Raw genomic sequence first — 19,473 nt, 5'->3', positions numbered from 1 at the left:
TAAACATGACGCCTAGTATCGCTCAGCTTCAAGGGTTTCGGCGCATTGCATGATGGGCAAGACACTTCGTACAATCCGCCAAAAACCGAGATATAAGCGTTGACCAAGGAGCCCCATGAGTGATTCTTCCATCGACTCCAGTAAAAGGACGTGGCTGATAGCGTCGGGATGCGCAGGTGCTGTCGGAGGAGTCGCCACTGCGGTTCCGTTTGTCAGCTCCTTCAATCCTTCAGAAAAGGCCAAGGCCGCCGGCGCTGCCGTTGAAGTGGATATCTCGGACCTCAAGCCTGGCGAGAAAATCACCGCCGAATGGCGCGGCAAGCCGATCTGGATCCTGCGCCGCACGCCTGAGCAGATCGCCGAGCTGCCCCAGCTCGATGGCCAGCTCGCCGACCCCAAGTCGGAGCGCACCGCCTATCCGACACCGGCCTACGCCAAGAACGAAACCCGCTCCATCAAGCCCGAGGTGCTCGTCGTGATCGGCATCTGCACCCACCTGGGCTGCTCCCCCACCGACAAGCTGCAGCCCGGCCCCCAGCCTTCGCTGCCCGACGACTGGAAAGGCGGCTTTCTCTGCCCCTGCCACGGCTCGACCTTTGACCTGGCCGGCCGCGTATTCAAGAACAAGCCCGCGCCCGACAACCTCGAAGTGCCAGCGCACCAGTATCTGAGCGATACCAAGCTGCTGATTGGCGAAGACAAAAAAGCATAAGGAGGCGCGATGGCACACGAATTCAAGGAGATATCGCCGAACGCCACCTTGGGCGCCAAGGCCGGCAACTGGCTGGAGAACCGCTTTCCCACGGCATTTGAGGCCTACCGGGTCCATATGTCGGAGTACTACGCACCGAAGAACTTCAACTTCTGGTACATCTTTGGCTCGCTGGCGCTGCTGGTGCTGGTGATCCAGATCGTCACCGGCATCTTCTTGGTGATGCACTACAAGCCCGATGCCGAGAAGGCCTTTGCCTCGGTCGAGTACATCATGCGTGATGTGCCCTGGGGCTGGCTGATCCGGACCATGCATTCCACCGGTGCGTCGGCGTTCTTTGTCGTGGTCTATTTGCACATGTTCCGGGGCCTGTTGTACGGCAGCTACCGCAAGCCGCGTGAGCTGGTCTGGGTGTTTGGCTGCGCCATCTTCCTGTGCCTGATGGCCGAGGCCTTCATGGGCTACCTGCTGCCCTGGGGCCAGATGTCGTACTGGGGCGCCCAGGTGATCGTCAACCTGTTCTCGGCCATTCCCTTCATCGGCCCGGACCTGGCCCTGCTGATTCGTGGCGACTATGTGGTGGGCGATGCTACCTTGAACCGCTTCTTCAGCTTCCACGTGATTGCCGTGCCGCTGGTGCTGCTGGGCCTGGTCGCCGCGCACTTGCTGGCCTTGCATGACGTGGGCTCGAACAACCCCGATGGCATCGAGATCAAGGGGCCTAATGCGCCCAAGGATGCGCAGGGCCGGCCGCTCGATGGCGTGCCCTTCCACCCGTACTACACGGTGCATGACCTGTTTGGCGTGGCGGTGTTCCTGTTTATCTTCTCGGCCATTGTGTTCTTTGCGCCGGAGATGGGCGGCTACTTCCTCGAGTACAACAACTTCATCCCGGCCGACCCGCTCAAGACGCCCAACCACATCGCGCCGGTCTGGTACTTCACGCCGTTCTACTCGATGCTGCGTGCCATCACCGGCGAGATGATGGTGGCCCTGTCGGTGATCCTGGTCGCGGCGGTTGCCTATGTCTGCATCAAGACCCGCTTGGCGACCATCCTCAAGGGGCTGCTGGTGCTGGCAGGCCTGGTGGTGCTGGCCATGTTTGGCGCTTTTGCGTTCACCGGCATTGCCGCGCTGGGCGGTATCGACGCCAAGTTCTGGGGTGTGGTGGTGATGGGCCTGGCGGTGATCATCCTGTTCTTCCTGCCCTGGCTGGACCACAGCCCCGTGCGCTCCATCCGCTACCGCCCGCACTGGCACAAGTATGTGTATGCGGTGTTTGTCGTGAACTTCGTGGTGCTCGCCTATCTGGGGGTGCAGCCGCCATCGCCGATTGGCGAAAAGGTCTCGCAAGTGGGTACCTTGTTCTACTTTGGCTTTTTTCTGCTGATGCCGTGGTGGAGCCGCAAGGGCACCCCCAAGCCGGTGCCTGAGCGTGTCACCTTCCATGCGCACTGAACCAGAAAGCATCCCACGATGAAAAAGATCATTCTCTCCGCATGCCTGGGTCTGGGCGTGCTTTTGGGGGCCGGCGCGGTGCAGGCGGCCGAAGGCGGTGTCGCTTGGGACAAGTTCAAGCCCGACACCACCAACACCACCTCCTTGCAAAACGGCGCCAAGCTGTTTGTGAACTACTGCCTCAGCTGCCATTCGGCCGCTTTCATGCGCTACAACCGGCTGCAGGACATTGGCCTGACCGAGCAGCAGATCAAGGACAACCTGCTGTTCACCACCGACAAGGTGGGCGAGACGATGAAGGCGGCCATCGATCCCAAGCAGGCCAAGGAGTGGTTTGGCGCCAATCCGCCGGACCTGACCTTGGTGGCACGCTCGCGCGCCGGCCACCAGGGCAGCGGTGCGGACTACCTCTATACCTTCCTGCGTGGCTTTTACAAGGACGACACCAAGGCCACCGGCTGGAACAACATGGCCTTCCCCTCGGTGGGCATGCCCCATGTGCTCTGGGAACTGCAAGGTGTGCGCGTGCCGGTCTACAAAGAGGTCGAAGAGCATGGGCACAAGACGCAGGTGTTCAGCGGCTGGCAACAGGTCACGCCGGGCAAGCTGAGTTCCACCGAATTCGATAAGAGTGTGGGTGATTTGGTGAACTATCTACAATGGATGGGTGATCCCAGCCAGAACACCCGCATGCGCGTCGGCGTCGGGGTGTTGATATTTTTGCTGGGCCTGATCCTCATCACCTGGCGTCTGAATGCGGCGTTCTGGAAAGATGTGAAGTAAACGTATTTTGCGTGCAGCCGGTTCAGGCCCTGTGAGCAGGGCTTGAATTTGGGTAGCCGATTTGTGTAGAGTGGGCGGCATTGACTGCAGTCCACTCTTTTTTGATTTTGAGGAGCCTCTCACCATGATGGTGCTTTATTCGGGAACGACCTGCCCTTTCTCCCACCGCTGCCGCTTTGTGCTGTTTGAAAAAGGGATGGATTTCGAGATCCGTGATGTGGACCTGTTCAACAAGCCCGAAGACATCAGTGTGATGAATCCCTACGGCCAAGTGCCTATCCTGGTCGAACGTGATTTGATCCTGTACGAATCGAACATCATCAACGAGTACATCGACGAGCGCTTCCCCCATCCACAGCTGATGCCCGGCGATCCGGTCGAGCGCGCCCGCGTGCGCCTGTTCCTGCTGAATTTCGAAAAAGAGCTGTTCACCCACGTGCACACCCTGGAAGAGCGTGCCGTCAAGGGCAATGAGAAGGCGCTGGAAAAGGCCCGTGCTCAGATCCGCGACCGCCTGACCCAGATGGCACCGGTGTTCCTGAAGAACAAGTTCATCCTGGGCGAGAACTTCTCGATGCTGGACGTGGCCATTGCGCCGCTGCTGTGGCGCCTCGATTACTACGGCATCGAGCTGTCCAAGAACGCCGCTCCGCTGCTCAAGTATGCAGAGCGCATCTTCTCGCGTCCTGCATACATCGAGGCGCTGACGCCTTCCGAAAAGGTCATGCGCAAGTAAAAGGCCCCGTGCCTGCCGCAGCGCGGGCAGCGTCTGCGGAGCCCTGCTCCGTGGCGCGGGAGCGCGCAGAAAGTGTCCAATGAGTGAAATCCAGACAACATCCACCCAGCCGTACCTGATCCGCGCCTGGGTGGAGTGGTGCAATGACAATGGCCTGACCCCGTACCTCAGTGTCCGTGTGGACAAGACGGTGCTGGTGCCGCGCGAATTCGTCAAAGACGGCGAAATCGTGCTCAATATCAGCTACGACGCGACCAGCGCGCTCAAGCTGGGCAATGACTACATTGAGTTCACCGCCCGTTTTGGCGGCGTGCCGCGCGACATCATGGTGCCTGTCAGCCGTGTGGTCGCAATCTTTGCCCGTGAAACGGGGCAGGGCATGGGCTTTCCGCCACCCGAAGATCTGCTCGATGACGATGCCGACATTGCGATGGCAGCGCTGGAGGCGGGCAGCGACAAGGGCGAGGAGACCGCCGCGGACGCTGCGCCGCCGGTCATGCAGGTCGTGACCTCCAGTGACGAACCGCCCGCGCCCGATGGCAATGCCCCCAGCCGCAGCGGCAAAGGCGGCAAGCCGTCCCTCAAACTGGTCAAATAGGACCCATTTGGCTTTGCTGCGGGCAATCCCGTATAGAATGCCGAGTGTTGCCGGTTTAGCTCAGTTGGTAGAGCAACCGCCTTGTAAGCGGTAGGTCATCAGTTCGATTCCGATAACCGGCACCAGATTCCAGAGCCGTTCTCAGCCCCGTGCTGCGAACGGCTTTTTTGCGTCCCGACTGGCCGGGCCTGGATGGGGTCAGTCAGCGCAGTACTTTGAGGCGAATGTCAGCCGTTGGGTAGCCTTTGACGCGCAGATGGGCAGCCATGGCCGGCAGCAATTGCTTCATCTTGGCCGCGCAGGCATTGTTGGCCACCAGCAGGCACCACTGGTCGCCGTCGATGGGGCCAGGCTTGATCGAGGCGCGCAGCATCGGCGGAATCAGTGGCTCCACCAGCTTGAAGCGGGTGGCGGACTCGCGCGTCAATGCCACGAGGCTGGCCAACGTGGGCGCTTCGCTCGCGGCTTGTTCTACGGTGACGGCGAAATGCCGGCGTTGGGGCTGGATCATGGCTGGGAAGGGGTGTCAGGGGCGGGCCAGGGGCGATAGCCATACATTGCAATGCACCTGCCACAACGCATTCTATTCAGGGTTGTAGAATGTTTTATTCGGCAGGCCTCGTTCCCGGTATTGAAGCCGGGGTCATTGCCTCCATCTGACACAACACTAATCACTAGGAATTCCGGTCGCATGGCAGGGGTGGACGAGAGTGCACTCCCTGGTTGTGTGGTTCTGTTCGCATGGCAACCAATTTCTTCACCAAAATTTTTGGCAGTCGCAATGATCGCCTGCTCAAGCAATACCGCAAGGTCGTCGCTCGCATCAATGCGATGGAGCCAGAGTACGAAAAGCTCAGCGACGAACAATTGCGCGAGAAGACGCAGGAATTCAAGAACCGCATTGCTGGCGGCGAGTCGCTGGACAACATCCTGCCCGAGGCATTTGCCGTGGTGCGCGAAGGCTCCAAGCGTGTGATGAAGATGCGCCACTTCGACGTGCAGATGCTGGGCGGCATGGCCCTGCATTACGGCAAGATTGCCGAAATGCGCACCGGTGAAGGCAAGACCTTGACGGGTACCTTGCCGGTGTACCTGAACGCGCTGAGCGGCAATGGTGTGCACGTCGTGACGGTCAACGACTACCTGGCCACGCGTGATGCGACCTGGATGGGGCGCCTGTACAACTTCCTGGGTCTGTCGGTGGGCATCAACCTGTCGCAACTGCCCAAGCATGAGAAGCAGGCAGCCTACAACTCCGACATCACCTACGGTACGAACAACGAATACGGCTTTGACTACCTGCGCGACAACATGGTGCAGGATGCGAGCGAGCGCGTGCAGCGCCGGCTCAATTACGCGATTGTCGACGAGGTGGACTCCATCCTGATCGACGAGGCGCGTACGCCGCTGATCATCTCCGGCCAGGCCGAAGACCATACCGCCGCCTACCTGGCGATGCGCGAAGTGGTGCCGCTGCTGACCCGCCAGGAAGGCGAAGCCGACCCCCGCACCGGTGAAGGTGTGACCAAGCCCGGCGACTTCACGGTCGACGAAAAGGGCCACCAGATCCACCTGACCGAGCAAGGCTACGAAGCGGCAGAGCGCATTCTGGCCGAAAAGGGTATGCTGGCCGAAGGCGCATCGCTGTACGACCCGGCCAACATCACCCTGGTGCACCAGCTGTACGCCGCACTGCGCGCCCAGCACCTCTACCACCGCGACCAGCACTATGTGGTGCAGGGCGGCGAGGTCGTGATTGTCGACGAGTTCACCGGCCGCCTGATGTCGGGCCGCCGCTGGAGCGAAGGCCTGCACCAGGCCGTGGAAGCCAAGGAAGGCGTGGAGATCCAGGCCGAGAACCAGACCTTGGCATCGATCACCTTCCAGAACTACTTCCGCCTGTACAACAAGCTCGGTGGCATGACGGGTACCGCAGACACCGAGGCCTATGAGTTCCAGGAAATCTACGGTCTGGAGACCGTGGTGATTCCGCCCAACCGCCCCAGCAAGCGCGATGACCAGCTGGACCGCGTCTACAAGACCACGCCCGAGAAGTATGCGGCGGCGATCCAGGACATCCGGGAGTGCTACGAGCGCGGCCAGCCGGTGCTGGTGGGCACGACCTCGATCGAGAACTCCGAAATCATCGACGAGATGCTGAAGAAGGAGAACCTGCCTCACCAGGTGCTCAACGCCAAGCAGCACGAGCGCGAGGCCGACATCATCGCCCAGGCAGGGCGCCCCGGCGTCATCACCATCGCGACCAATATGGCCGGTCGTGGTACCGACATCGTGCTGGGTGGCAATATCGAAAAGCAGGTCGCTGCGATCGAGGCCGACGAGTCGCTGTCCGAGACCGAGCGCCGCAACAAGATCGATGCCCTGCGCGCCGAGTGGAAGGTCGAGCATGACAAGGTGACCGAGCTGGGCGGTCTGCGCATCATCGCGACTGAGCGCCATGAATCGCGCCGTATCGACAACCAGTTGCGTGGCCGTGCCGGCCGCCAGGGTGACCGGGGCTCCTCGCGTTTTTACCTGTCGCTGGACGACCAGCTGATGCGCATCTTCGCGGGCGACCGTGTCAAGGCCATCATGGAACGCCTGAAGATGCCCGATGGCGAAGCCATCGAAGCGGGCATCGTGACCCGCTCCATCGAGAGCGCCCAGCGTAAGGTGGAAGCGCGCAACTTCGACATGCGCAAGCAGCTGCTCGAATACGACGATGTCGCCAATGACCAGCGCAAGGTGATCTACCAGCAGCGCAACGAGATTCTCGATGCGGCCGATCTGGCACCGATGATCGATGGCATGCGCGACAGTGCACTGGCTGACATCGTGCGCCAGTATGTGCCTGAGCAGTCGATGGAAGAGCAGTGGGACCTGCCCGGCCTGGAGAAGGTATTGCGTGAGGAATGGCATATCGACCTGCCGCTGCAGCAACTGCTCGAAGGCGCGGAATCGATCACCGACGAGGAAATCGAAGAGAAGGTGGTGGCCGAAGGTGCACGCCTGTTCAATGACAAGCTGGAGCAGGCAGGCAAGGAAAACTTCATGCAGTTCATGCGTGCGGTGCTGCTGCAGACGCTCGACTCCAGCTGGCGCGACCACCTGGCCGCGCTGGACTATCTGCGCCAGGGCATCCACCTGCGTGGCTACGCGCAAAAGCAGCCCAAGCAGGAATACAAGCGCGAGGCATTCGAGCTGTTCAGCCAGCTGATCGACCAGGTCAAGACCCAGGTCACCCGGGTGATGATGTCGGTGCAGATCCGCTCGCCCGAACAGCTCGACGAAGCCACCGAGCAGCTGGAACAAAGCAATGACCGCACGGCCCACGTGACCTACAGCGGCCCCGATGAATCGGGGGATGCCGAGGCCAGCGAGCCACTGGCCCTGCCCGAAGGCGTGCGCGTGGCCCGCAATGATCCATGCCCCTGCGGCAGCGGCAAGAAATACAAGCTCTGCCACGGTAAACTCGCGTAATTACCGGATCGCTTCACCACAACGGGCTTTGACTGGTTCATCGCCCGTTTTTTTCATGGTTCCAAGGAAAAGACTGATATGCCCGTCAATTTGAAAGCCCCCGTAGCGCAGGACCTGGCCCCTGTCGCCGGTATTCGCATTGGTGTGACGGAGGCCGGCGTGCGCAAGGCCAACCGCAAGGATGTGACGGTGTTCTTGCTGGACGAGGGCAGCCATGTCGCTGGCGTGTTCACAAAGAACCGCTTTTGCGCTGCGCCCGTGCAGATCTGCCGTGAGCACCTGGCCAGCCACAGCCAGTCCATCCGCGCCATTGTCATCAACACCGGCAATGCCAATGCCGGCACCGGCGCCGATGGCCTGGCCCGTGCGCACGCGACCTGTGATGCGCTGGCAGGTCTGCTGAAGATCGATGCCCAGCAAGTGCTGCCGTTCTCGACGGGCGTGATCATGGAGCCGCTGCCGGTGGACCGCATCACTGCGGGCCTGCCTGCAGCGATTGCCGATGCGCAGCCGGACCACTGGGCCAAGGCGGCCGAGGGCATCATGACCACCGACACCCTGCCCAAGGCGTTTTCCGCCTCGGCCACCGTTGCTGGCAAGACGGTGCAGGTCACCGGCATCAGCAAGGGCGCGGGCATGATCCGCCCCAACATGGCGACCATGCTGAGCTTTCTGGGCACCGACGCGGCCATCAGCCCTGAGCTGATGCCAGCGCTGGCCAAGACTTTGGCTGACCAGTCTTTCAACCGTATCACGATCGATGGCGACACCTCGACCAATGACTCCTTTGTCGTGGTCGCGACCAACCAGGCGGGCAATGCCCCGATCACCGACTGGAACACCGCCGATGGCCAGGCCTTGATGGCCGCGCTGCGCGAAGTGGCCCAGAAGCTGGCGCAGGCCATTGTGCGCGACGGCGAAGGTGCCACCAAATTCATCCAGATCGATGTGGAGCAGGGCCGTACTGAAGAGGAATGCCGCCTGGTGGCCTATGCGATTGCGCATTCGCCGCTGGTCAAGACGGCGTTTTTTGCCAGCGACCCCAACCTGGGCCGCATTCTGGCTGCTGTGGGTTATGCCGGTATCGACGACCTGGACCAGACCCAGATCGAGCTGTACCTGGACGATGTGCATGTCGCGACCAAGGGCGGCCGCAACCCGGCCTACCAGGAGGCCGATGGCCAGCGCGTCATGAAGCAGCAGGAGATTGTGGTGCGTGTGCAGCTGGGCCGTGGCAACGCATCCACCCAGCTGTGGACCTGCGACCTGAGCCACGACTATGTGAGCATCAACGCGGACTACCGCTCCTGATCCCACTGGGCCAGCGCGCCGCCCCCCCCCGAAGCCGGGTGGGTGCCGGCCTTACTGGCATTCCAACCTTGAGCCTCTGGATACCATGACCGAGTCTTCCAACTCCCCTTTTTCTCCGCTTGAACGCCTGGTGCAGCGCGCCGAGCAGCTGATGCAGCGCATCGAATCCGTGCTGCCTCAGGCGCTGCAGGCGCCGGCCGACTGGAGTGACGCGATTGCCTGGCGCTACCGCAAGCGGGCCAACGGCTGCGGCGTGCTGGAGCCTGTGCGCCATGTGGGAGCCATGGCCTTGTCCGATCTGCAGAACATCGACGGGCAAAAGGAAAAGATTGCGCGCAACACCGAGCAGTTTGTGCAAGGCAGCACCGCCAACAATGTGCTGCTGACGGGCGCGCGGGGGACTGGCAAGTCGTCCTTGATCCGCGCCTGTCTGCATGCCTACGCGCCCCAGGGCCTGCGCCTGATCGAGGTGGACAAGGCCGATCTGACCGATCTGCCCGATATCGTCGATGTGGTGGCCGGCCGGCCCGAGAAATTCATCATCTACTGCGATGACCTGAGCTTTGAAGAAGGCGAACCCGGCTACAAGGCGATGAAGTCGATTCTGGATGGCTCCGTGTCTGCAGCAACCCCGAATGTACTGGTCTATGCGACCAGCAACCGCCGTCACCTGCTGCCCGAGTACATGACCGACAACCTGGCCCAGCAAAAGGGCGAGAACGGTGAGATCCACCCCGGAGAAGTGGTCGAGGAAAAGATTTCGCTGTCCGAGCGCTTTGGCCTCTGGGTGAGCTTTTACCCATTCAGCCAGGACGAGTACCTGCGCGTGGTGGGCCAATGGCTCTCGGCGCTGGGCGTGGCCGAGGCCGATATCGAGGCCGCCAGGCCCGAGGCGCTGGTCTGGGCGCTGGAGCGCGGCTCGCGCAGCGGCCGGGTGGCCCACCAGTTTGCCCGCGACTGGGCGGGCCGCAGCCACCGCGAAGTGCAGGGACGCCAGAAGATTGCCGATGTAGCCGACCTGGGTGAAGAGGCCCAGGATTGACGATACCGGGCTGCCCGCGCAGCCCATGAAGACCTATGAGCCAGACTGACACCACCGAGACCCGCAGCCATACCGACGTGGCGGTGGGCGTGCTGATCCGCGAAAGCGACAATGCGCTGCTGATAACGAGCCGCCCCCTGGGCAAGCCCCGTGCGGGCTGGTGGGAGTTCCCCGGCGGCAAGCTGGAGGCGGGCGAGACCGTCGAAGAGGCGCTGCGCCGTGAGCTGGTCGAAGAGCTCGGCATCCGCATCGACAACTGCATCGCCTGGAAGGTGACCGAGCATGACTACAGCCATGCGCTGGTGCGCTTGCACTGGTGCAAGGTGACGCAGTGGTCGGGTGAATTCGAGATGCGTGAAGGCCAGCAGATGTCCTGGCAGCAACTGCCGCTGACGGTGAGCCCGGTGCTGGAGGGATCATTCCCCGTGCTGCAATGGCTGAGCGAGGAGCGGGGTCTGCCTTTTGACCCCGCCATCTATATCCAGGCGGCAGAGGCTGCAGCGAAATAAGGCCGGGGTGCTCAGTCTTCCAGGCGCGGATCGCCGTAGGGCTGGTCCAGCGGTGGCGATTGCGCCGGCACCCGAAAATCCTCGTTGCCCCAGGCGCCCAGGTCAATCAGCTTGCAGCGCTCGCTGCAAAAAGGGCGAAACCGGTTGCTGCGTTCAAAGCTGGAGGGGCCGCCACACTGGGGGCACTGGATGCTGGGGAGCGCGTTGTCTGCGGAAGAACTCATCCGGCCATTGTAGGGCGCCTGTACTGACCGCCTCATCTGCAGGCGTTTAGCCGATCAAGCGCAAAGCACCATCTCGTACTGGCCGTCCTGCGTGGTGAGGCCCAGCTGACCGCTCTCGGTCTTTTGCAGCATGCGGATCGAGATCATCAGGCGGTTGCCACTGATCTCGGGCACCAGGCTGGAGCTGGGATCCATCTTGAGGCGCAGCAGCTGGTAGATGCGGCCCTGGGGAAGGTTCTGCTGGAACTGGCCACGCACCGTCGCAATGCGCTGGGGGGCACCGGCATCCCGGAACAGCCGCAGCAGCAGAATAAGGGCGCTGGCCAGCGGCGCAAAACACGACGTCCAGCTTTGCAGATCGGCACGGCGGCTCTGGCTGTCCGCATGCAGCCAGGCGTGGTAGCTGGGCAGGTCAAATGTGCAGGTGCCACCGGGAATGCCGGTACGGTTGCGGATGGCCATCAGCCATTCGTTCTCGATCAGCAGCTGGCTGGGCTTGCCGTTTTGGGCACGCAGTTCGCTATGGGCAGCGTCGATCTGGCCAATCACCTTGTCGAGCATGTCGACGGCGATCATCGGGTTGTCGCGGTAGGCATTGAACTGCTGGCGCTGGCGCTCCAGGTCCTTGAGCAGGTCGGTCTTCAGGTCGCTGCGGGAGGCGACATCCATCACCTCGAACAAGGTGGTGATGGCGAAATGGTGGTCGATGTCCGTGTCGCGCTGCAGGAGTACGTCAAGCCTGCGCAGCAGATACTCCAGGCGGAGATAGGCGCGCACGCGTTCGTTGAAGGGGTACTCGTAAACTATCACGGATCAGTCGGGCTGCAGAAGGCGGTAGTGGGCTATCAATTCATTGTATAGGTCGAATACGGCCTCGCCTAGCGCTTGTAACGACAGCGTTTCATTCCACAGCACCCAGTCGGCCTTGCGCAGGCGCTGCAAACGGGTGGCCTGCTGGGCCATGATGGCCTCGATCGCTGCCTGGGGCAGCTGGTTGCGCTGCTGCACCCGTGCGATTTGGGTGCGCTCAAGACAATCGACGACGATGACCTGGTCCAGCCTCGGGCTCCATTGGCCGGACTCAGCCAGCAAGGGGATATCAAAGATCACCAGCGGCGCGTTGGTGTCACAGGCATGCTGGTACTGCTGGTCGATCTGCTGGCGGATGAGCGGGTGCAGGATGCCTTCGAGCTGGGCCTTGTAGCCGGGATCGCGGAAGGCAGCGTCCCGCATCCGTGCACGGTCCAGAGCGCCGTCTGCGCCGATGAAATGGGCACCCATCCGGGCCGCGATGGGCGCGATGGCCGCACCGCCCGGCAGCGTAAGCGTGCGGGCAATGCGGTCGGCATCGATCACATAGCAGCCCTGCTGGGCAAAGCCTTGGGCCACCGTGCTTTTGCCACTGCCAATGCCCCCGGTGAGACCAATGCGCGGGCGCATATCAGGGCTGCAGCAGGCGGTCGACGATGCCGGTGCCGAACCACATCACCAAAAAGCCGGCGCCCGCCAAAAAGGGACCAAACGGGATGTAGCCACCTTCGCGCAGGTTGGAGAATATCTTCAACGCGATGCCGATGACTGCGCCGACGACCGACGAGAAGAGTGCAATCGGTATCAGCGCCTGCCAGCCAAACCAGGCGCCCAACGCCGCGAGCAGCTTGAAATCGCCGTAGCCCATGCCTTCCTTGCCGGTCAGCAGCTTGAAGGCCCAGTAAATCAGCCAGAGCACCATGTAGCCGATGGCGGCACCAAACAGCGCATCTTTGAGCGGTACCGCAATCCATCCCATCGCACTGCACAGCAAGCCTGCCCAGAGCAGTGGCAAGGTCAGGTCATCGGGGAGCAGGGTCGTGTCCCAGTCAATCAGCGCTGCGGTCAGCAGCACCGATGCGAAAAAACACCAGGCCAGCCCCGTGGGGCCCAGGCCCCAGCGGTGGATGCAATAGGCCCAGAGCAGGCTGTTGGCGATTTCCACGACCGGGTAGCGTACAGAAATACGTGCGCGGCACTGGCTGCAGCGCCCGCCCAGAAACAGCCAGCTGAACACGGGCACATTCTCGTACCAGCGGATCTGGTGGCTGCAATGCGGGCAGCGCGAGGCGGGGGTCCAGAGGTTGAAGCGGTCTGCCTTAGGTTCGGCCGCAGGCACTGCCTCTGGCGTCTGCACGCTGTCCGCTGCGGCCAGCATGTCCTGCGCATCACGCCGCCATTGGCGCTCCAGCATCAGCGGCAGGCGGTGCACCACCACATTCAAAAAGCTGCCCACCAGCAGGCCCAACAGGGCAAACAGCCCTGTGTTCAATTGCGCTTCGGACATGCTTAAACCACCTGACCGAGCTTGAAGATCGGCAGGTACATCGAGACCACGATGCCGCCGATGATGGTGCCCAGAAACACGATGATGATGGGCTCCATCAGGCTGGACAGGCCAGCGACGGCCTCGTCGACCTCGGCTTCGTAAAAGTCGGCCGCCTTGCCCAGCATATGGTCGATCGATCCCGATTCCTCACCGATCGCACACATCTGCAACACCATCGACGGGAACACATGCGCATCCGACATGGCGACCGTCAGGCTGGTGCCGGTGGATACTTGTGCCTGGATTTTCTCCGTGGCCACCGCAAATACGGCATTGCCAGAAGCGCCGCCTACCGAATCAAGTGCTTCCACTAAGGGCACACCAGCGGCAAACATCGTCGACAAGGTGCGGGTCCAGCGCGCCACACAGGATTTCTCAATCAGCGGGCCGAAGATGGGTACCTTCAGCAGCCAGCGGTCCATCGTGCGCTGCATTTTTTCGCTGCGCTTCCAGGCCTGCAGAAAGAAATAGATGCTGCCACCAATGCCAAAGAAGATCAGGTACCAGTAGCTGACAAAGAAATCACTGATACCCATCACGATGAGGGTCGGACCGGGCAGATCGGCTCCAAACGAGGTGAACACCTCCTTGAATGCCGGAATCACGAAGATCATGATGATGGCCACCACGACGAAGGCCACGATGATCACTGAGGTCGGGTACATCAGCGCAGAGCGGATCTTGCTCTTGATGGCCTCGGTCTTTTCCATGTAGGTGGCCAGGCGGTCGAGCAGGCCTTCCAGAATACCGGCGGCTTCACCGGCCTCGACCAGGTTGCAGTACAGCGCATTGAAGTACATCGGGTGGCGGCGAAAGGCGGTGCTCAGCGAAGAGCCCGATTCCACGTCACTGCGCACATCGTTGAGCAGCTTGGTGACGCTGGGGTTGGTGCTGCCCCGGCCCACGATGTCAAAGGCCTGCAGCAAAGGCACACCGGCCTTCATCATCGTGGCCAGCTGGCGCGTGAACAACGCAATGTCCTTGGGCTTGATGCGTTTGCCAGAACGCATGCGGCGCTTCTTGATCTTGGACGGAAGAATGCCCTGGCGGCGCAGCGACGCGATGACCTGGTTTTCTCCGCCCGCGCGGGATTCGCCGCGCACGATCTTGCCGTTGCGGTCCTTGCCTTCCCACTCATAAACGGCTTCGTTCGATGTTTTCTTATGGACTGTAGTTGCCATTTATCCCTGCCCTCATTGCTTTATTCGTTGGTGACGGCTAAGACCTCTTCGAGGGAGGTCAGTCCCTTTTTGACTTTGTGCAGACCCGATGCGCGCAAGGAGCGGACATTTTCGAGGTTGGCTTGCTCCGCAATTTCCAGTGCGCTGCCATCACGCAGGATGATGCGCTGTGTTTCTTCAGAGATGGGCATCACCTGGTAGATGCCCAAACGGCCCTTGTAGCCGTTGTTGCAGGCATCGCAACCCACAGGCTCGTAGGGCATCCAGGTGCCATCGAGATCCTCTTCCTTGAAGCCGGCTTCCAGCAGCGCTTCATGCGGAATCTCCGTGGGCCGCTTGCAGACAGGACACAGCTTGCGTGCCAGGCGCTGCGCGGTGATCAGGATCACGCTGGAGGCAATGTTGAACGGCGCAATCCCCATATTGCGCATACGCGTCAATGTGGTGGGCGCGTCGTTGGTGTGCAAGGTCGACAGCACCAAGTGGCCCGTCTGCGCGGCCTTGATCGCAATGTCTGCGGTCTCCAGGTCACGGATTTCACCCACCATGATGATGTCGGGATCCTGGCGCAGGAACGACTTGAGCGCCGTCGCAAAGGTCAGGCCGGCCTTTTCATTGACATTGACCTGGTTGACGCCGGGCAGGTTGATTTCCGACGGGTCTTCCGCGGTGGCAATATTGACCGCTGGTGTATTGAGAATGTTCAGGCAGGTATAGAGTGACACGGTCTTGCCCGAGCCGGTGGGGCCGGTGACCAGAATCATGCCGTAGGGCCGCTTGATGGCGCTGAGCAGACGCTCCTTCTCTTCCGGCTCATAGCCCAGCGCATCGATGCCTAGCTTGGCGCTGCTCGGATCCAGAATACGGATCACGATCTTTTCGCCGAACAGGGTTGGCAAGGTGCTGACCCGGAAGTCGATCACCCGGTCGGCGCCGATCTTGAGCTTCATGCGGCCATCCTGGGGCACGCGCTTTTCGGAGATGTCCAGGCGCGAAATGACCTTGATGCGCGATGCCAGCTTGTCCTTGATGCCGGGAGGCGGGGAGGCGATTTCGCGCAGCTCGCCATCGATGCGGAAGCGGATGCGGTATTGGTGCTCGTAGGGCTCGAAATGCAAGTCCGATGCGCGCATATTGAATGCGTCGATCAGCATCTTCTGCAGGAACTTGACGATGGGCGCGTCTTCAACTTCGGTCTCGTCGCTGCTGCTGCTTTCCGTGTTCACCGATTCGTCGTCAATCTCGAACTCGTTGAGATTGACGTCGCCGGTGATCATGTCCTGGATGCTGTCACCGCCCTTTTTGGCGACGGACTCCAGGGCCTTGAGCAGCTTGGCATGCTCGGCAATCACCCAGTCCACGCTCAGCTGTGTGGAGAACTTGATCTGCTCGGCCACCGAATGGTCGGTGGGATCGGCGGTAACGACCACCAGGCGGTTGCCCCGCTTGGCCAGCGGGATGATCTTGTTGGTCAGGGCCAGCTTGGTATCGAGCAGGCCGCTGGCCAGCCGGGTCAGGTCGATCGCATCCAGGTCGACCATCGGCGCGCCATAAACCGTCGAGATGATACTGGCTACATCACTGCCGGAGACGGCTCCGCTGGCCACCAGCTCGCCAATGAAGCTGTTCTTGCTCTTGAGACTTGTCGCATACAGCGCCTCTGCCTTGGCAACAGGAAGCTTTCCGCTGGCCACCAGCGCTCTGGCGATGCCGGGAAGGGCGACGGCTTTTTGGGGGGTGTTGATGTCAGCCATGTAAACGGGGACGCCTATCGTCGATAGCCTCGCTGCGTAATCCGGCAAACTGTAGCAGTTGTTCGGAGATTTAACAAAGAAATGCACCCGCCATCTGTGCCAGTGCAGTCGATCTGCGACAGTCTGTGGGGTACGCCAGCCGATGCCCGACGACCGCCGCGTTACTCCCGGCGCGCCAGAAGTTGTGATGCCAGCGTAGTCAGGGCGTCGGTATAGGCATTGCGGGGCAGCAGCGCCAGGCAGTCGATGGCTTCCTGGGCCTGCAGTGCCGCGGCTGCCCGGGTGGCCTCCAGCGAGCCGGTGTCCTTGACCACCTGCACGATATGGGCCATGTGGGGCGTGGAGCCTTGCTCGATGGCGTCCACGATCATCTGCCTATCATCGGCGTTTGCGCGCTGCATGGCAATGATCAGCGGCAAGGTGACCTTGCCTTCGCGCAAATCATCGCCAATATTCTTGCCCATCACGGTCGTGTCACCGTCGTAGTCGAGTGCATCGTCGATCACCTGGAAAGCGGTGCCCAGCGAGCGGCCATAGTTGGCGCAGGCTTCTTCCAGCGCAGCAGGTGCCTCGGTCAGGACAGCGGCCAGGCGGGCGCTGGCCTCGAACAGCTTGGCCGTCTTGGAGCGGATGACGGACAGGTAGCCGGCCTCGTCCAGATCGACATTGTGGGTGTTAATCAGCTGCTGCACCTCACCCTCGGCGATGATGTTGGTGGCCTCCGACAGGATCTGCATCACACGCATGCTGTCGGCGTCAACCATCATCTGAAACGCGCGCGAGTGCAGGAAGTCCCCGACCAGGACGCTGGCGGCGTTGCCAAAGCTCTCATTGGCGGTAGGTTTGCCGCGCCGCATCGTGGATTCGTCCACCACATCGTCGTGCAGCAGGGTGGCGGTATGGATGAACTCGACCACGGCCGCCAGATTGAAATGCTGCTCGCCCCGGTATTCCAGTGCACCGGCTACCAGCAGCAGCAGCGCGGGGCGCAGACGCTTGCCACCGGCCGAGATGATGTAGTGGGACACCTCCCCGATCAACGGAACGGAGGAGCTCAGGCGCCTGGCAATCACGGCGTCAACCTGTCGCATATCGCCAGCGACGAGGCTCAAGGGGTTGGACGGGTTGGGAGTGTTGGACTCGGACAAGGCGGCTATCTCGGCATTTTATGGATACTGCATTATAGAAACGAGAGCAGTGCGACTTGCAGACATGGCCGCTTGTCCGTCTTCGGCATGCGCATTCTGGCCGGTGTTGTGGCGCAAAAACGTGCAGGGTTTGCGTCGTTCATAGCCTCGTGCTACAATCTTCGGCTCTTGCGAAATTTCTTTGCAAGCTATCCCCTTTTAGAGGTTCTTATGTACGCGGTCATAAAAACCGGTGGCAAACAGTATCGTGTTGCTTCCGGCGAAAAAATCAAGGTAGAACAGATCGCTGCGGACGTAGGCCAAGAAATCGTGATCGACCAGGTTCTGGCAGTCGGCAACGGCGCAGAGTTGAAGGTTGGTACGCCCTTGGTGTCCGGAGCAACTGTGACGGTTACGGTAGTAGCCCACGGCAAGCACGACAAGGTGCGCATTTTCAAGATGCGTCGTCGTAAGCACTATCAAAAGCGCCAAGGCCATCGCCAGCAGTTCACTGAGCTGCAAATCGGTGCGATTGCAGCTTAACAGGAGCTATATCTCATGGCACAGAAAAAAGGCGGCGGCTCTACGCGCAACGGACGTGATTCCAAGCCAAAGATGCTGGGTGTGAAGGCTTTCGGTGGTCAACTGATCAGCGCCGGTTCGATCATCGTGCGTCAACGCGGCACCAAGTTCCACCCCGGCACCAATGTCGGCGTGGGCAAGGACCACACCTTGTTTGCTCTGGTGGACGGCCACGTGTCGTTCGAAACCAAGGGCGCTTTGTCCAAGCACACGGTGAGCATCACCAAGGCTGCTTAAGACAAGACAAGTGTCTTGAAGGCCTTCCATGGCCTTGTCCAAAGCCCCGCGCAGTCGGGGCTTTGGTGTTTTTGGGCTGACCCGCTTGGCGCCCCGGTGCGACAATAGCGGTTTTGGCAGGGCTGCATGTATCGGCATGCAGCAGAACAATTCCCGTAATTCCTGTACCAGGACGGGTGGATAACGACCATGAAATTCGTAGATGAAGCGTTTATTGACATTGCAGCTGGCGATGGTGGCAATGGCTGTGTGTCGTTCCGCCATGAAAAGTACAAGGAATTCGGCGGCCCCGATGGGGGCGATGGCGGCCGTGGCGGCCATGTGTACGCACTGGCCGACGTCAACCTCAATACCTTGATCGACTACCGCTATTCGCGCCGCCATGAGGCTGAGCGCGGTGAACATGGCAAGGGCTCGGACATGTTTGGCTGCGCCGGCAAGGACATCACCCTGCACATGCCGGTGGGGACCATCATCACCGATGCACAGACCGGTGAGGTGCTGTTTGAGTTGCTGAACCCGGGCGAGGTCATCACCATCGCCAAGGGCGGTGACGGCGGCTTTGGCAACCTGCGCTTCAAAAGCGCGATCAACCGCGCGCCGCGCCAGAAGACCCCCGGCTGGAAGGGTGAGCGCCGCAGCCTGAAGCTGGAGCTGAAGGTGCTGGCTGACGTAGGCCTGCTGGGCATGCCCAATGCCGGCAAGTCGACCTTCATTTCGGCAGTGTCCAACGCCCGCCCCAAGATTGCGGACTACCCGTTCACCACCTTGCACCCCAACCTGGGCGTGGTGCGCGTGGGGCCGGAAAAGAGCTTTGTCGTTGCCGATATCCCGGGCCTGATCGAAGGCGCTTCGGACGGTGCGGGCCTGGGCCATCAGTTCTTGCGCCATCTGCAGCGTACGCGCTTGCTGCTGCACATTGTCGATCTGGCACCGTTTGACGAAGGTGTGGACCCGGTCGCGCAGGCCAAGGCGATTGTCGGCGAGCTCAAGAAATACGACGAAGAGCTCTACAACAAGCCGCGCTGGCTGGTGCTCAACAAGCTGGACATGGTGCCCGGTGATGAGCGCGCCGCCAAGGTCAAGGACTTTGTCAAGCGCTACAAGTGGAAGGGTCCGGTCTACGAGATCTCGGCGCTGACCCGTGAAGGTTGCGAGCCGCTGATCAAGGAGATCTTCCAGTTCGTGCACAAGATGCAAAAGGCCGAGCAGGAGCCGCAAGAGGTCGATCCGCGCTTCGCAGCCGGCGCAGAGCTGGAGCAACCCGACTACTCGGACGATCCCCGCTTTTCGTCGCCTGACTGAGCGACAGGGCCTGCACCGTAGATTTCTCATGGATGGATAGCTGCTTGCGCTTGCGAGACGGGCGCAATGCCGGAA

The 19,473-nt window shown here is 61.2% G+C and carries 20 protein-coding genes and 1 tRNA gene; 13 read left to right on the top strand and 8 right to left on the bottom strand.

Annotated elements, in window-relative coordinates; all coding sequences use genetic code 11:
* The first annotated feature begins 115 nt into the window (after positions 1-115).
* The 6 genes from petA to ACHWUQ_RS00145 all read left to right on the top strand — a co-directional run bounded on the left by petA (position 116) and on the right by ACHWUQ_RS00145 (position 4,412).
* Positions 116-712 carry a ubiquinol-cytochrome c reductase iron-sulfur subunit gene (gene petA, locus ACHWUQ_RS00170; protein ID WP_239810788.1) on the top strand — a complete coding sequence of 199 codons (597 nt, stop codon included), beginning with the start codon at positions 116-118 and terminating at the stop codon, positions 710-712.
* A gap of 9 nt (positions 713-721) precedes the next feature.
* A complete protein-coding gene (locus tag ACHWUQ_RS00165; protein ID WP_239810789.1) occupies positions 722-2,170 on the top strand; it encodes a cytochrome bc complex cytochrome b subunit in 1,449 nt (482 codons plus the stop codon).
* Between the two features lie 18 nt (positions 2,171-2,188).
* On the top strand, positions 2,189-2,953 hold the full coding sequence (locus ACHWUQ_RS00160) for a cytochrome c1 (RefSeq protein ID WP_239810790.1): 765 nt from the start codon (positions 2,189-2,191) through the stop codon (positions 2,951-2,953).
* A gap of 124 nt (positions 2,954-3,077) precedes the next feature.
* On the top strand, positions 3,078-3,689 hold the full coding sequence (locus ACHWUQ_RS00155) for a glutathione S-transferase N-terminal domain-containing protein (protein WP_116927111.1): 612 nt from the start codon (positions 3,078-3,080) through the stop codon (positions 3,687-3,689).
* Between the two features lie 79 nt (positions 3,690-3,768).
* Positions 3,769-4,287: a ClpXP protease specificity-enhancing factor gene (locus ACHWUQ_RS00150; protein ID WP_312529430.1), complete on the top strand. Its 519-nt coding sequence runs from the start codon at positions 3,769-3,771 to the stop codon at positions 4,285-4,287.
* Between the two features lie 49 nt (positions 4,288-4,336).
* Positions 4,337-4,412: transfer RNA gene (locus ACHWUQ_RS00145), tRNA-Thr, on the top strand.
* Between the two features lie 77 nt (positions 4,413-4,489).
* On the opposite strand, the gene ACHWUQ_RS00140 is transcribed toward ACHWUQ_RS00145, so the two are convergent.
* Positions 4,490-4,798 (bottom strand): hypothetical protein, encoded by a 309-nt coding sequence (locus ACHWUQ_RS00140; protein ID WP_021027801.1) that lies wholly within the window; start codon positions 4,796-4,798, stop codon positions 4,490-4,492.
* A gap of 230 nt (positions 4,799-5,028) precedes the next feature.
* On the opposite strand from ACHWUQ_RS00140, the gene secA reads away from it, so the two are divergent.
* From secA to ACHWUQ_RS00120, 4 genes are all read left to right on the top strand, one after another.
* A complete protein-coding gene (secA, locus tag ACHWUQ_RS00135; RefSeq protein WP_239810792.1) occupies positions 5,029-7,767 on the top strand; it encodes a preprotein translocase subunit SecA in 2,739 nt (912 codons plus the stop codon).
* 78 nt (positions 7,768-7,845) lie between these two features.
* Positions 7,846-9,078 (top strand): bifunctional glutamate N-acetyltransferase/amino-acid acetyltransferase ArgJ, encoded by a 1,233-nt coding sequence (gene argJ, locus ACHWUQ_RS00130; protein WP_394680011.1) that lies wholly within the window; start codon positions 7,846-7,848, stop codon positions 9,076-9,078.
* A gap of 85 nt (positions 9,079-9,163) precedes the next feature.
* Positions 9,164-10,120: an ATP-binding protein gene (locus ACHWUQ_RS00125; RefSeq protein WP_394680010.1), complete on the top strand. Its 957-nt coding sequence runs from the start codon at positions 9,164-9,166 to the stop codon at positions 10,118-10,120.
* Positions 10,121-10,155: 35 nt separating this feature from the next.
* A complete protein-coding gene (locus ACHWUQ_RS00120) occupies positions 10,156-10,629 on the top strand; it encodes an NUDIX domain-containing protein (protein WP_313332120.1) in 474 nt (157 codons plus the stop codon).
* An 11-nt stretch (positions 10,630-10,640) separates the two neighbouring features.
* On the opposite strand, the gene ACHWUQ_RS00115 is transcribed toward ACHWUQ_RS00120, so the two are convergent.
* The 7 genes from ACHWUQ_RS00115 to ACHWUQ_RS00085 form a co-directional block, all read right to left on the bottom strand.
* Entirely contained in the window at positions 10,641-10,853 is a 213-nt protein-coding gene (locus ACHWUQ_RS00115) for a DNA gyrase inhibitor YacG (RefSeq protein WP_021027806.1), read from the bottom strand.
* A gap of 54 nt (positions 10,854-10,907) precedes the next feature.
* On the bottom strand, positions 10,908-11,663 hold the full coding sequence (gene zapD, locus ACHWUQ_RS00110; protein ID WP_312529437.1) for a cell division protein ZapD: 756 nt from the start codon (positions 11,661-11,663) through the stop codon (positions 10,908-10,910).
* Between the two features lie 3 nt (positions 11,664-11,666).
* Positions 11,667-12,293 carry a dephospho-CoA kinase gene (coaE, locus tag ACHWUQ_RS00105; protein ID WP_312451976.1) on the bottom strand — a complete coding sequence of 209 codons (627 nt, stop codon included), beginning with the start codon at positions 12,291-12,293 and terminating at the stop codon, positions 11,667-11,669.
* A 1-nt stretch (position 12,294) separates the two neighbouring features.
* The gene (locus ACHWUQ_RS00100; RefSeq protein ID WP_394680009.1) at positions 12,295-13,170 is read right to left on the bottom strand and encodes a prepilin peptidase; all 876 of its coding nucleotides are present in this window, start codon (positions 13,168-13,170) and stop codon (positions 12,295-12,297) included.
* Between the two features lie 2 nt (positions 13,171-13,172).
* Complete coding sequence (locus tag ACHWUQ_RS00095; RefSeq protein ID WP_312833724.1) at positions 13,173-14,393, bottom strand: type II secretion system F family protein; 1,221 nt, start codon at positions 14,391-14,393, stop codon at positions 13,173-13,175.
* Positions 14,394-14,413: 20 nt separating this feature from the next.
* Positions 14,414-16,147, bottom strand: coding sequence for a type IV-A pilus assembly ATPase PilB (pilB, locus tag ACHWUQ_RS00090; protein ID WP_312529445.1), 1,734 nt, complete (start codon positions 16,145-16,147; stop codon positions 14,414-14,416).
* A gap of 161 nt (positions 16,148-16,308) precedes the next feature.
* Positions 16,309-17,238, bottom strand: coding sequence for a polyprenyl synthetase family protein (locus tag ACHWUQ_RS00085; protein ID WP_312416684.1), 930 nt, complete (start codon positions 17,236-17,238; stop codon positions 16,309-16,311).
* A gap of 267 nt (positions 17,239-17,505) precedes the next feature.
* Here ACHWUQ_RS00085 and rplU point away from each other — a divergent pair, with 267 nt between their 5' ends.
* The 3 genes from rplU to cgtA all read left to right on the top strand — a co-directional run bounded on the left by rplU (position 17,506) and on the right by cgtA (position 19,398).
* On the top strand, positions 17,506-17,817 hold the full coding sequence (gene rplU, locus ACHWUQ_RS00080) for a 50S ribosomal protein L21 (protein WP_092832020.1): 312 nt from the start codon (positions 17,506-17,508) through the stop codon (positions 17,815-17,817).
* A gap of 15 nt (positions 17,818-17,832) precedes the next feature.
* On the top strand, positions 17,833-18,093 hold the full coding sequence (gene rpmA, locus ACHWUQ_RS00075; protein WP_021027814.1) for a 50S ribosomal protein L27: 261 nt from the start codon (positions 17,833-17,835) through the stop codon (positions 18,091-18,093).
* Positions 18,094-18,282: 189 nt separating this feature from the next.
* Positions 18,283-19,398 carry an Obg family GTPase CgtA gene (gene cgtA / locus ACHWUQ_RS00070; protein ID WP_230770598.1) on the top strand — a complete coding sequence of 372 codons (1,116 nt, stop codon included), beginning with the start codon at positions 18,283-18,285 and terminating at the stop codon, positions 19,396-19,398.
* The last annotated feature ends 75 nt before the right edge of the window (positions 19,399-19,473 follow it).

The organism is uncultured Comamonas sp. (genome assembly GCF_964277875.1).
Taxonomy (GTDB): Bacteria; Pseudomonadota; Gammaproteobacteria; order Burkholderiales; family Burkholderiaceae_C; genus Comamonas; species Comamonas sediminis.
Note: the sequence above shows the minus strand (reverse complement) of the source record. Positions and strands in the feature narration are given on the sequence as shown.